Raw genomic sequence first — 13,459 nt, forward strand, 5'->3', positions numbered from 1 at the left:
GTTAGCTATTCTTCTAGTTCAGCTACCGTTGTGGGAATAGGATGAGTTGCTGTCTCTTTCACCCCTAGTTCTTTCAATTCATTCGCCTTTTGCACAATACTCTGTCTACCGGTATACGCTTTTTTATAAACCTCCGTATAATCATTGTGGAGCGTATCAATGTCTTTGCCGAGCTTATCAAACTTCTTGATGAAGTCACCAACGCGCTTTAACATCTCTTCAGCCAACTCAAACGTCTTCTTCTGGTTTTCAGTTTGCGAGTATTGTCGCCAAGCTATCTGAATGATTTTCAATATAGCCATCAGGTTCTGTTGGCTAGTTATGAACACTTGCTTGTCGAAAGCTTCACTCCAAAGTTTCGGATCTGTCTCCAAAGCCAGCTGCAACGCACCATCATAAGGTACATACATAATTACGAAATCAATAGCTCTTCGTGGCTTCTTGATATACCGACTATAGTCTTTCTTCACAAGACTCTGATACTGAGTACGAATACTGCGAACTACTTCGTCGGCATATTTCCGCTTCAACTCCTCATTTTCCTCATTCATGTACTTCGAATAAGCATCAATACTCATCTTGGAATCGATGACCACATCTTCGTTATTTGGATAATGAAGTATCACATCGGGAATCATACGCCGACCACTATCCTCATTCAGAATCACCATTCCCTTCTCGTCGGTAATTGTTTGTTGAATGTCATAGTCAATACCTAAACGCAATCCTTGGCTGTCCAAAAGATTTTGTAGAGCCAATTCGCCCCACGATCCTTGCACTTTATTAGCTCCTCTCATCACGTTTGCAAGTCGCGTAGCGGTAGCATCTATCTTGTCGGTATGCTCTACCATCGACTTCAACTGCTGTGATAAGGAAGCCGTATTCTTCGCAGTTTCTTGGTTAGTACGATGAATAGCCTGCTCCAATTGAGCCATATTGTCAATCAAAGGCTTCGTCAGATGCCCCATAGACTCCACGTTCTGTCCTTTCAATTTGTCTGTCGTCTGGTCCAAAATCTTATTAGCAGCGTTCACCAATTGTTCCCTTACCGTTTCCAACTGTTGATTCATCTGCTCTTGTCGCAGTGCGGTTTCCTTTTCATTATGCTTCCGCTCTTCTTCCAGTTGAGTATTGGTACGTTCCAGTTCCAGCTTGACCATATTGGTTTCTTGCTGCTGTTCCATGAGCATCTTCATATATTTTTCACGCGCTTTGCTCTTAAGAACCAGATAAGCCACCAATGCTCCAATTACCAAACCTATTAATAGATAAACTATTTCCATATAACTCGATTTATTTTTTTCAACCAAATAAATTGTACAACACCACGATTCAACAGATAAAGAATAAACGCTAGCCACAGAGCGTGATTACTCCAAACATTCATTCCTGCGAAATAAACAACCAAAAACAACATCGTCGACAAAAACGACGAGACTATCATACCTCGCGTTGCAGTCAATCCCACAAAGATACCATCTAATATGAAAGCCCCGACACCGGCAACAGGAATCAGCAATGCCCATCCCATATAACTATCAGTAACAGCCAGTACGGCAGCATCAGAGGTCAACAAGCTGAGCAATAAGTGCCCACCCGCTATATATAATAAGGTGAACAAGACCACCATACCGCCACCCCATAAAGCTAAACGACGACAGACCTCATTAAATTCAGCGCGATCTTGCCGACCATAACTCTTACCGCCAAGCGCTTCACCGGCAAAGGCAAAGCCATCCATAATATAAGAGAACAGGGTATAAAGCGTCATCAACAGCGTATTAGCCGACAATACCACATCGCCACTCCGTGCTCCCGCCGAAACAAAAAACAGATTGACAGACACCAAAAATACAGTACGTAGGAATAAATCTCGGTTCACTGTAAAAAAGTTGCCCGTCAGATGAACACCGGTCATATAACCTTTAAGCTTTCCATAGTACCGGAACCAAATCAACAGAGAAAGCAGAAAACCAGTCCATTGGGCTATTACCGTTCCGAGCGCCACACCCTCCAATTTCATATCCAAGCCTAGTGCTAAAATCAGACTGGCCACGATATTCACCACATTCTGTACTATCGACACAAGCATCGGTACTCGCGTATTCTGCATTCCGATATACCAGCCGGTCAATCCATAGAGTCCTAGCATGGCAGGAGCGCCCCATATACAAATCTTGAAATAGGTTTCTACAAACTGCCAAATATTATCTGAGGGGTGAATCGCTATAAAAGAGAGTTGGCTAATGGGCCATTGCAGCAGAATGAGGAGACATCCTAAGCCCATGCCCACAGCCATAGAACTCAGCCACAGCGTCATTACTTCTTGGAAGTCTCGCTTTCCCAATGCCTGCGAAGTCATACCGCTGGTTCCCATTCTTAAGAAACCAAGCAGCCAATACATCACATTGAATATCATTGAACCCACCGCAATAGCACCGATAAGAGCCACATCGCCGAGATGACCAACTATCGCTAAATCGACCATACCCAGTAATGGGGCGGTGATATTAGAGATGATGGAGGGAACGGCTAGTTGAAGTATGCGCCTATCTATCGGTTTCATTGTATTGCAAATATACGAAAAAAAGACCCAAGAATGCAAATATAGTCTTACTTATTTCAAACGAAAAGAGACCTGTCTCGCGACAAGTCTCTCACATACTTACTAAAACTAAATTAACCACTAAAAAAACTAATTTTCTATTTTAAGTCAGTTCCAACTCTACGAGTGTCTCTTTAGAAGCGATAACCCAAAGTCAGAAGCAACTGATGGCGCTTGAAGTTAACTTTTGTCGCATCGGCAACATTGTTCTCAGGATGCGCACTCTCGTCTGCATTATAGTAATACGGCATGAATGGATAGAAATCACCACTCTGTGCACTATACTGATAAGCCAAGTCTATATTGAACTTCTTCACTGTATAACCTACACCACAAGTAAACCGGTTGGTCGATTTCCAGTTGGTATAATCTGTAGATGAAGCATTCATTGTACCCGGAGAAATAACCGAACCATCGCGTACAGCTTTCTTATTGAACATCGGTGACAGATAGTTATAACCTACACGAACAGCCCAATCTTTTACCGGTTTGAACTCAACACCCAACTTCAACGTAGAAACGCCCTTCAAAGCAGAACTGGTATGAGCATTCATCTTTGCATCTTTGCTCGTTGTTTCGTAGGTACTCCATCCATCGTAATAAGAGCCGGTGTTCAATCTGTTATTGATGGTTCCATAGTCTGCATATTCATAAGTGGCACCTAGAGCCAAATAGTTACCTACCGTATGACCTAAACTCAAGCCAAACTTCCATGGCGTGTACAGTTTGTAACTATAAGAAGAGCTATGGTTGGCCGACATATTGTTATCAGGTGTACCCATCTCCATCTGTGTATTAGTTGTCATATCCAAGTCGTAGAAGATGGGAGTATTGATGTATACGCCTACTCTAAAAGGTGAATCAGCCACCGGACGGAAGATTCCACCGAATTTAATATCAAAGCCTGAGCCTGTTATTTTAAGGCTTTCCCACGTGTTGGCTATCGCTTTATCGGTCGCAGCCAAGTCTTCTGTGTAGAAACTATTTGTACGGTAATGCACGTCGTGATAGCCAAGTGTCAAGCCAAGATATACACGGTCGTTGATATTTCCACTGATATTGAAGTCGTATTCGCCGATATAGCCTTTCTGATATTGGCCAAACATGAAACCAGTAGCATTGTAGTAACCATAGACATCATTGGTTTTATCATAAGGCAACATTTGAGCATAACCAGCATCCACACCGTTCCATATCATGTTGGCAACATCTTGTCCGTACTTAGACTTCAGTTCTTTACCATAGTCATATTTACGTGCTGTGTTCTTATTCTGCGATGCATTGGTCAGCGTATTCATCGCCGAGAGAATCTGATCGAAGTTACGACTCTTATGATAGTTGAAACCTACGTTCACAAACGACTTACGACCATAACGGTTCGACCACACAAAACCTAGCTGATCGAAACTCATATTGGTCTTCTTACCATCGAAACGGAAATTATCGCGAGGCAAACTCGTCTTGGCATCTTGCTGACTTACCAAGCCACCGGAAATCAAAAGCTGACTACGACGGAATAATCCTAGACCAGCAGGGTTTGTACTGATGGTGGAAATATCAGCTCCTAAAGCTTCCATCGCACCACCCATACCAACATAACGAGCAGTCCCATTCAAATCATTATCTATCAACTTTGTATCTTGATAGGTTTCTTGTGCTAATATCGGCAACGACAATGATAGCATCGCAGCCAATGAGTAATATTTAATATTCATGATTGTTACAAGCTGTTTCTTTATTTAAGCTAATACTATATTTATTGAGCGACGTAGCTTTAACGATGTCCGAAATGACCACCACCGCCGAAGTTGCCGCCACCAAAGTTTCCTCCACCAGAGAACGAGCCACCACCTGAGCGTGCTCCACCACCGAAGCTACCGCCACCAGAGAACGAGCCGCCGCCTCTAGACATACCACTATCCATACGCGGAGTGTAGCTACGTGAACCAAACGAACGCTGTCCGAAGTTACTATTCGAGCTAGAACGATTTGGCGAGATGGCACGTCCGGAAGCATTGTTACGCGAATAAGTGCGCACACCATTGCGAGAAGATGCCGTAGCTCCACCATGATTAGGGAAACTATAATTGCGTACGCCGTTGCTCGGACGGTCTACCGCATACACACCTCTATAGCCGGGATAGTCCCAGTAGCCCCAATAGCCGCGGTAAGGATAGCCCCATCCGGCATACATACCGCCATAGTACCAAGGATCATACCATCCCCATCCACCATAATAATAAGACGAATACCAAGGGTCGTACCATCCCCACGCAGTGCGCCAAGGACCATAAGCACCATACCAAGGGCCATATCCCCAGCTGCTATAGTACCATGGAGAATACCAACCATAGTATCCATCCCACCTAGACATACGACGTGTATAGGCATAATCGTCATCATCTACAATGGTGTCGTAATATTTACCTACGAAAGTCGTATCAATATACGTAGAATCGGGATAAACTCCATTGCCCTTTTGGAATTGGATAATATCATTACCTTTCCCGTCTTCACCAACCTTCTGATACAGACTCCACGACTTACCATGCCGATTATACTCATCAACATCGCGCTTACTGCCTACATAGTAGGCATTTTTATTGTCGGTCTTGGGATAAGTATCGGTTGTTTCAGCACTCTTCTTCGCAGTGAAGTAGAGGTCATCATCCTGCGCCATCAGTGATAATGGCAAGAACGAAGCTAAAATTGAAACAAAAAATAACTTTTTCATATTGATGCTCCTTTTTAGTTATATTTCGCTTTATACTAATACAAAAGTATCTATTATTTTATATGCAAATATAAGGAAATTCCCTATCTCATGATAGGTTTTTCCCTATTTTTTATATATTTGCACACAAATTAAACCACAACGTGAAATATATAATCGTTAAATTCAATATCACTGCAGGCGAACTAAAACAAACTGCTAGCGAACTTCTTGCCGATTCGATGGGCGAAATAGGCTTTGAAGCCTTTGAAGACACAGAAAACGGTATCAACGGATATATTCAAGAAGACCTGTTCCATGACGAAATCGTCAAGCAACAAATTGACCAATTGCCACTGGAAGGAGCTCATATCGCTTACACCGTAGAGAAAGTTGAAGATAAAAATTGGAATCAGGAATGGGAAGACCAAGGCTTTTCACCCATCAGCGTTGATGACAAAATTACGATATACGATGCCAAACACACCACAGAAGCACCAAAGCTGACAGAAATGGAAATTGGCATTGAACCGATACAAGCTTTCGGTTCGGGCACACACCAAACTACACAGATGATTGTTTCACAACTCCTACAGTTGGATTTATCGCAGAAGCGCGTGCTAGACTGCGGTTGTGGCACAGGCATCTTAGGTATCGTTGCTGCCAAACTAGGAGCGCGCGAAATCGTAGGATATGATATTGACGAATGGAGTGCAAAGAACACAGAGCACAACGCGAAGTTGAACGGAGTGGAAAATCTAACTGTCCTACAAGGTAACTCAAGTGTTTTATCGCATGTTTGTGGCGTTTTCGACATCGTATTAGCCAACATCAACCGTAACATTTTGCTTGACGATATGCACAACTTCAAAGATGTGATGGGCAGTAATGCTAAACTCATCTTGAGCGGTTTCTACACTGAAGACACAGAAGTACTAATACAGAAAGCTAAAGAAAACGATTTGGAGTTCCTATCTACAACAGATAAGGACAATTGGTGTTGTTTGGTATTTGGAAATTAAGACATAAGCAAGGGGATATAGTTGCGGGACACGTTATAGAGCTCTAAATTCTAATCCTTTGCTTTTAATTTCTTTTCCATCTCTTTGGAATATGCTTGCCCACGAGATACTAGATATTCAAAGTACACAACATCATCAACCACTTCTATATGGCAAGTGAAGAAAGCTCTGTAACTGCCGATACGGATTCGGTATGTATTCTTGAAATTAGTTAGTTTGATACTGTCGGTTATATCAGAAAGACTCTCTGCATGCTTAACCTCTGCAAGCATGCTTGATAGACTCTTCAAACTTTTACCCGATAATAACCTCGCTGACTTTTCAAAAGCTTTAGAATACTTTACTTTCATATACCCAACCACTTCTCAAAATCAGCCTGTTCTTCTTCATCTAACATTTCCTTGCCTTCTGGAACATTTTCTGCAAGCCAAGCGTATTGCTTATTTTCGTCATATTCTTCGGCAACTTTATCAAGCAATCCTTCAATAAAGTTTTTTAGATTCGTACCCCTATTGGCTGCCATAACAGACAGTGAACGAAAAGTTTCACCGCTAAGATCTATAATTTTTCTCTTTGGTTGTAATGCAGTTGTTGCCATAATTCTATCTATTTAAGCCACCACAAATATATAACATATATATGATATATACAAAAAAGTGGTAATAATTCTATCTAGATGTACCTATTCGTCAACTGACTTATGAAGCAATCAATTTGCTGCCAAGTAGCAGCAAACTTACTGTATAGCCTTTTCAGCAATGCTGTTCGGCCTATGCAGCAAAATTGCCAAGCCCTTGCAGCAAACCAAGGAATAAGGAATGAGAAATAAAGAATAAGAAGTCAGGAAGAAAATATCAATGTATTTTGACCACATGCAAGCAATAACGGTCGGAATAATCTATCACCATGACACGTTTTTCTTCATGATTTAGATGCTCAGACAGACTCAAAGCTACGTGCCCCATGGTGCGTCTCAGATTGAGTTCTACCATTGGATGCAACAAGAAATCATCGAAAGGCTTGCCCTTCTTCGCCCCGCTTACCACCATCATATCTACTCCGAACGGCCCGATATAGGTATTACCGAGTAATTCACCCATTAACAACGCTATTCTATTTCGCACTTTCGACATCAGGTCGGCAGATATATAACTTTCCAACACTTCTTCTTTCTGCCTCTCAGACATGAGCAAATTGCCACGATACACGCCATGCACAGTACGGAACATGCTCAAACCGAGATATTCGACACAGCCATTACCCGATGCATAAAATTCTGCCCCGAAATCCAAAACCTTATTGTAAAGCGGCTCAACCATTAAGGCATGCTGCTTTCGGATAATGTTATCGCACCATCCCAACAAGTGATTATCTACCTCACGGTCGGACAACCAATAGCGATTTCCGCGCCCGCTACTGCTCCAAGGCGCTTTCAACACAAAGTCACCACCACCGTCTACAACTCCACGCAGACTCTCCATATTCGTCACTATCCACGACTTACCTACCGTACCACCATACTCCGCCAATATCGGTAACAAATGTTTAGCCGCCCATGGGCGCCCGCTGATTTGTCGTTGTTGCCCCAGTTGAAAGTCGGACAAAACACTGTTGGCAAGCATCGGATTCATCTGTTGCAGCTGATAATTAAGCGCTATATCTTGTCCCCAAGGTTGAATATCCACTTGACCTGAGGTTTGAGAGCCAAGTATTTGGGGCGTAACAAACTCCACCTCGGCCATATAGCGACGTAAATGGCGCGTGCGGCGCATTACAGAATCAACATCTTCCACCAATACCAAGTCGCCATCGGCAGCCCACAGAGCCGGCAAGAAGTCTAAATCGGCACGGAGTTGGCGAGCTGCATGGGGTGCGGTAAAGTTTGGGATATTAGCTGCTAGAGCCAAATCGTGTTCGGGATTGAATATATGTAATTTCATCTTGTATTCAGAAAAAGCAGTGCAAAAGTAGTAATATTCCGTCGAAGGAATAGCATTTAGAACCACATTTCAACTTCAAAATATTTTTTCCTTGATTTCAATTCGCCGCAACGATTTTGCCACCTCTTTTATACGATATATTATTTTCGAGCATTTAGCATATTTTGCTATCTAGAGTTTGCAAATTTGGAAATATTGATTATCTTTGCACAGAATATAGATACAAGAACTGACAAGGCAAATATGGAAGCTTTCTTCAGCACGCATAAATATTTGGTAGAACATACGAACGCCCCGGTGCATCGCACTTTGATGGACGAAATAGACTGGTCCGACCGTATGATTGGTATCAAAGGAATGCGTGGTGTAGGGAAGACAACTTTCCTTTTGCAATATGCGAAAGACCATTTCGAGTTAGACGACCGTCAATGCTTGTATATCAACATGAACAATTTCTACTTCCAAGGTAGAGGGATTGCCGATTTTGCAGGCGATTTCATAGACAGAGGAGGTAGGGTTTTGCTGATAGACCAAGTCTTTAAGCAGCCAAATTGGAGTTCGGAACTCAAAAAATGCTACGACAATTATCCCGCACTTAAGATTATCTTTACAGGTAGTAGTGTCATGAGATTAAAGGAGGAAAATCCAGAACTTAATGGTATAGTAAAAAGTTACAATCTGCGTGGATTCTCGTTTCGTGAATATATCAACCTATTAACGGGTAATTCATTCACTCCCTATACCTTGTCCGACATCTTGGAGAATCACGAGCACATCGTCAAAGAGATTCTGCCAAAGGTGAGTCCGATGAAATTCTTCCCCGATTATTTGCATCATGGCTTCTATCCATTCTTCCTTGAGAACAGAAATTTCTCGGAAAATCTGCTCAAGACCATGAATATGATGACGGAAGTGGATATTCTCTTGATTAAACAGATAGAACTTAAATACCTCACAAAGATAAAGAAACTGTTCTATCTATTAGCACTTGATGGTTCAAAAGCGCCCAACATCAGCAATCTCGCAGAAGAAATCAACACCAGTAGAGCCACTGTCATGAACTACATCAAGTATTTGGCAGACGCTCGACTCATCAATATCATCTATCCAGTGGGGCAAGATTTCCCCAAAAAACCGTCGAAGGTGATGCTCCACAATTCTAATCTCATGCATGCCATCTATCCAATTAAAGTAAACCAGCAGGACATGATGGAGACTTTCTTTGTGAATGCATTGTGGAAAGATCACCTCGTAAACCAAGGGAGCAAGAACCAACACTTCATCGTAGACAACGATTTAAAGTTTAGAGTATGCGACGCTAAGAGCGAACATAAGGTAAGATACAACCCTGATACATTCTATGCGCGCTACAATACTGAAATAGGAAAAGACAACAGAATACCTTTATGGCTATTGGGTTTTCTGTATTAAGTAAATATATACAAAAACAATTCATTAATATTTTATCTGCAATAAAATGGCTAAAGAAAAAAAGTTTATCACTTGTGATGGTAACGAAGCAGCCGCTCATGTGAGCTACATGTTCTCAGAAGTAGCAGCGATCTACCCTATCACACCATCATCTCCGATGGCAGAACACGTAGATACTTGGGCAGCCAAGGGTCGTAAGAACCTGTTCGGTCAAACGGTGACAGTTCAGGAAATGCAATCTGAGGGTGGTGCAGCCGGTGCTTTGCACGGTTCTCTACAAGCAGGTGCGTTGACAACAACATTCACTGCATCTCAAGGTTTGCTGTTGATGATTCCTAATATGTACAAGATTGCGGGCGAGATGTTACCTTGTGTATTCGACGTATCAGCTCGTACAATCGCTACACACTCTCTCTGTATCTTCGGAGACCATTCAGATGTCATGGCTTGTAGGCAGACTGGCTTCGCTATGTTCTGCTCCGGATCAGTTCAAGAAGTGATGGATTTGACCGCAGTTCCTCATCTTGCGACTCTGAAGACAAGCATTCCTTTCATCAATTTCTTTGATGGTTTCCGCACATCTCACGAGTATCACAAGATTGAACAAATCGATCAAGACGAGGTAGCTAAGCTCCTTGACCCAGAAGATATCAAGCGTTTCCGCGACCGTGCACTCTCTCCTGAGCGCCCAGTAACACGTGGTACCGCTGAAAATCCAGAGACTTTCTTCACTCATCGTGAAGCTTGCAACCAGTATTATGAAAACATTCCCGAAGTAATAGAAGACTATTTGGTTAAGATTTCAGATATTACCGGTCGTGAATACCACCTCTTTAACTACTATGGAGCAAAGGATGCTGAGAACATTATCATCTTGATGGGTTCTGCAACTGAGGCTGCTCGCGAGGCTATCGACTATCAGATGAAGCAAGGAAAGAAGGTGGGTATGATTTCAGTACACCTCTATCGTCCATTCTCTGTTAAGCATTTGCTCGCTGCTGTGCCTGAGACTGTTAAGCGCATTGCTGTTCTTGACCGTACCAAAGAGCCGGGAGCTGAAGGAGAACCATTGTATCTGGACGTAAAGAGTGCATTCTATGATGTAGAAAACAAGCCTCTGATCGTTGGTGGTCGCTATGGTTTGGGGTCTTCAGATACCACTCCTGCTCACATTATCTCTGTATTCAACAACCTCGAATTAGCTGAGCCTAAGGATCATTTCACCGTAGGTATCGTTGATGATGTTACCTTTACATCGCTTCCTTTGATTGAAGAGATTCCTATGGGTGGCGAAGGTATGTTTGAAGCTAAGTTCTATGGACTTGGAGCCGATGGTACTGTAGGTGCTAATAAGAACTCTGTGAAGATCATTGGTGATAACACCGACAAGCATTGTCAGGCTTACTTCTCTTACGACTCTAAGAAGTCTGGAGGCTTCACATGCTCTCACTTGCGCTTCGGAGATTCTCCAATCCACTCTACTTATCAGGTAAATACACCTAACTTCGTGGCTTGTCACGTTCAGGCTTACTTGAGAATGTACGATGTTATCCGCGGTTTGCAGAAGAACGGAACATTCCTTTTGAACACAATCTTCGAAGGTGAAGAACTTGCTAACTTCATTCCTAACAAGATTAAGCGTTACTTCGCACAGAATAACATCACAGTTTACTATATCAATGCAACCAAGATTGCACAGGAAATTGGTCTGGGTAACCGTACCAACACTATCCTCCAAAGTGCATTCTTCCGTATCACAGAGGTTATCCCTGTTGATTTGGCTGTAGAACAGATGAAGAAATTCATCGTGAAGTCATACGGAACAAAGGGACAAGATGTCGTTGAGAAGAACTACGCTGCCGTAGATCGTGGTGGTGAATACAAGCAATTGGCTGTTGACCCAGCTTGGGCTAACCTCGCAGACGACGCTGAAGACACTACAGACAATGCTCCCGCATACATCAAGGAGATTGTTCGTCCTATCAACGGACAAGTAGGCGACCTCTTGAAGGTTTCAGATTTCGTTAAATACGACATGGTTGACGGTACCATGACAAATGGTTCTTCTGCATTCGAGAAGCGCGGTGTTGAAGCATTCCACCCAGAGTGGACTGCCGAAAACTGTATCCAGTGTAACAAGTGTGCCTATGTTTGTCCTCACGCATGTATCCGTCCGTTTGTTCTCGACGAAGAAGAGCTGAAGGGCTTCGACGATAAGACACTCGAAATGAAGGTTCCAAAGCCTATGGCAGGTATGCACTTCCGCATTCAGGTAAGCACACTCGACTGTGTAGGTTGTGGTAACTGTGCTGACGTTTGTCCCGGTAACAAGCAGGGTAAGGCTCTTGCTATGGTTCCATTCACACACGAACAGAAGCAGATTGACAACTGGAACTACCTCGCAAAGAACGTAAAGAGCAAGCAACACATGATAGATGTACAGAGCAATGTGAAGAATTCACAGTTCGCTCAACCCTTGTTTGAGTTCTCAGGTGCTTGTGCCGGTTGTGGTGAGACTCCTTATGTGAAGTTGATTTCTCAGCTCTTTGGCGACAGAGAGATGATTGCCAACGCTACAGGATGTTCTTCTATCTACTCAGCTTCTTTGCCTTCTACTCCTTATACCACTAATGAAAACAGACAAGGTCCTGCTTTCGACAACTCATTGTTCGAAGACTTCTGCGAGTTCGGTATGGGTATGGCACTCGGAAACAAGAAGATGAAAGAGCGCATCACACTGCTGTTGAATGAGCTTATTGCTAAAGACGATACTCCAACAGAGTTCAAAGAGGCTGCTCAAGCATGGATTGACGGTAAGGACGATGCCGCTGCTTCTAAAGAAGCTACTGCAAAGTTGAAGCCAATGATTGCTGAAGGTGCTGCCAACGGATGCCCCACATGCGCTGAGTTGAAGACACTTGACCACTATTTGGTGAAGCGTTCACAGTGGATTATCGGTGGTGACGGTGCTTCATACGACATTGGTTACGGTGGTCTCGACCACGTAATTGCTTCTGGTGAAGACGTAAATATCCTCGTATTAGATACAGAGGTTTACTCTAACACCGGTGGTCAGTCATCTAAATCGACTCCTCTGGGTGCTATCGCACAGTTTGCTGCTCAAGGTAAGAGAATCCGTAAGAAGGATCTCGGACTCATGGCAACAACCTACGGATACGTATATGTAGCTCAGATTGCAATGGGTGCAGACCAAGCACAGACCTTGAAGGCCATCCGCGAAGCTGAAGCTTATCCCGGACCATCATTGGTTATCGCTTACGCTCCTTGTATCAACCACGGCTTGAAAGCTAAGGGTGGTATGGGCAAGAGCCAAGCCGAAGAGGGTCGCGCAGTTGAAAGTGGCTACTGGCACTTGTGGCGTTACAATCCTCAATTGGCTGAAGAAGGAAAGAACCCGTTCTCACTCGACTCTAAAGAGCCTGACTGGAGCAAGTTCCGCGACTTCCTCTTAGGCGAGGTACGCTACCTTTCTGTACAGAAAGCTTATCCTAATGAGGCAGAAGAATTGTTTGCTGCTGCCGAGCAAATGGCTAAGCTACGCTACCAGAGCTACGTTCGTAAGACGAAGGAAGATTGGTCTGAAACCATTTAAGCAATTCAGATAAAATAACTATCGAAGAGGGCTGTAAATCATTTTACAGCTCTCTTTTTTGTTATTATTAACTCAAAGAAAGTGCAACGCATCTAAAAATGGCCTATATTTGTAGCAATTTATTAATCAATTAAA

Annotated in this window: 10 protein-coding genes; 3 read left to right on the forward strand and 7 right to left on the reverse strand. The window is 43.1% G+C overall.

Features of this window, described 5'->3' with window-relative positions:
• Positions 1 to 5 precede the first annotated feature (5 nt).
• The 4 genes from rmuC to HMPREF0671_RS00585 all read right to left on the reverse strand — a co-directional run bounded on the left by rmuC (position 6) and on the right by HMPREF0671_RS00585 (position 5,339).
• Entirely contained in the window at positions 6 to 1,283 is a 1,278-nt protein-coding gene (gene rmuC / locus HMPREF0671_RS00570) for a DNA recombination protein RmuC (RefSeq protein ID WP_036895954.1), read from the reverse strand.
• Entirely contained in the window at positions 1,274 to 2,566 is a 1,293-nt protein-coding gene (locus HMPREF0671_RS00575; RefSeq protein ID WP_036895957.1) for an MATE family efflux transporter, read from the reverse strand. The genes rmuC and HMPREF0671_RS00575 overlap by 10 nt, the downstream gene beginning before the upstream one ends.
• A gap of 173 nt (positions 2,567 to 2,739) precedes the next feature.
• Positions 2,740 to 4,320: an OmpP1/FadL family transporter gene (locus HMPREF0671_RS00580; protein WP_036895958.1), complete on the reverse strand. Its 1,581-nt coding sequence runs from the start codon at positions 4,318 to 4,320 to the stop codon at positions 2,740 to 2,742.
• A gap of 59 nt (positions 4,321 to 4,379) precedes the next feature.
• Entirely contained in the window at positions 4,380 to 5,339 is a 960-nt protein-coding gene (locus HMPREF0671_RS00585; RefSeq protein ID WP_036895960.1) for a hypothetical protein, read from the reverse strand.
• A 143-nt stretch (positions 5,340 to 5,482) separates the two neighbouring features.
• Between HMPREF0671_RS00585 and prmA the strand changes: the two genes are divergently transcribed.
• The gene (gene prmA, locus HMPREF0671_RS00590) at positions 5,483 to 6,340 is read left to right on the forward strand and encodes a 50S ribosomal protein L11 methyltransferase (RefSeq protein WP_036895961.1); all 858 of its coding nucleotides are present in this window, start codon (positions 5,483 to 5,485) and stop codon (positions 6,338 to 6,340) included.
• A gap of 50 nt (positions 6,341 to 6,390) precedes the next feature.
• Here the strand turns inward: prmA and HMPREF0671_RS00595 are convergent, their stop codons facing one another.
• The 3 genes from HMPREF0671_RS00595 to HMPREF0671_RS00605 form a co-directional block, all read right to left on the reverse strand.
• Entirely contained in the window at positions 6,391 to 6,690 is a 300-nt protein-coding gene (locus tag HMPREF0671_RS00595) for a hypothetical protein (RefSeq protein WP_036895963.1), read from the reverse strand.
• Positions 6,687 to 6,938, reverse strand: a complete 252-nt coding sequence (locus tag HMPREF0671_RS00600; protein WP_036895965.1) for a hypothetical protein — start codon at positions 6,936 to 6,938, stop codon at positions 6,687 to 6,689. Before HMPREF0671_RS00600 ends, HMPREF0671_RS00595 begins: the two co-directional genes overlap by 4 nt.
• A 256-nt stretch (positions 6,939 to 7,194) precedes the next feature.
• The gene (locus HMPREF0671_RS00605; protein WP_036895966.1) at positions 7,195 to 8,280 is read right to left on the reverse strand and encodes a hypothetical protein; all 1,086 of its coding nucleotides are present in this window, start codon (positions 8,278 to 8,280) and stop codon (positions 7,195 to 7,197) included.
• A gap of 243 nt (positions 8,281 to 8,523) precedes the next feature.
• Between HMPREF0671_RS00605 and HMPREF0671_RS00610 the strand changes: the two genes are divergently transcribed.
• A complete protein-coding gene (locus HMPREF0671_RS00610) occupies positions 8,524 to 9,711 on the forward strand; it encodes an ATP-binding protein (RefSeq protein ID WP_036895998.1) in 1,188 nt (395 codons plus the stop codon).
• A gap of 46 nt (positions 9,712 to 9,757) precedes the next feature.
• The gene (nifJ, locus tag HMPREF0671_RS00615) at positions 9,758 to 13,324 is read left to right on the forward strand and encodes a pyruvate:ferredoxin (flavodoxin) oxidoreductase (protein ID WP_036895968.1); all 3,567 of its coding nucleotides are present in this window, start codon (positions 9,758 to 9,760) and stop codon (positions 13,322 to 13,324) included.
• Positions 13,325 to 13,459 lie beyond the last annotated feature (135 nt).

It is taken from the genome of Prevotella sp. S7 MS 2, from assembly GCF_000762865.1.
GTDB lineage: Bacteria > Bacteroidota > Bacteroidia > Bacteroidales > Bacteroidaceae > Prevotella.

Coding starts and splice junctions, on each gene's coding strand:
- rmuC (WP_036895954.1), bottom strand. CDS start 1,283: ATGGAAATAGTTTATCTATTAATAGGTTTGGTAATTGGAGCATTGGTG.
- HMPREF0671_RS00575 (WP_036895957.1), bottom strand. CDS start 2,566: ATGAAACCGATAGATAGGCGCATACTTCAACTAGCCGTTCCCTCCATC.
- HMPREF0671_RS00580 (WP_036895958.1), bottom strand. CDS start 4,320: ATGAATATTAAATATTACTCATTGGCTGCGATGCTATCATTGTCGTTG.
- HMPREF0671_RS00585 (WP_036895960.1), bottom strand. CDS start 5,339: ATGAAAAAGTTATTTTTTGTTTCAATTTTAGCTTCGTTCTTGCCATTA.
- HMPREF0671_RS00595 (WP_036895963.1), bottom strand. CDS start 6,690: ATGAAAGTAAAGTATTCTAAAGCTTTTGAAAAGTCAGCGAGGTTATTA.
- HMPREF0671_RS00600 (WP_036895965.1), bottom strand. CDS start 6,938: ATGGCAACAACTGCATTACAACCAAAGAGAAAAATTATAGATCTTAGC.
- HMPREF0671_RS00605 (WP_036895966.1), bottom strand. CDS start 8,280: ATGAAATTACATATATTCAATCCCGAACACGATTTGGCTCTAGCAGCT.
- HMPREF0671_RS00610 (WP_036895998.1), top strand. CDS start 8,524: ATGGAAGCTTTCTTCAGCACGCATAAATATTTGGTAGAACATACGAAC.
- nifJ (WP_036895968.1), top strand. CDS start 9,758: ATGGCTAAAGAAAAAAAGTTTATCACTTGTGATGGTAACGAAGCAGCC.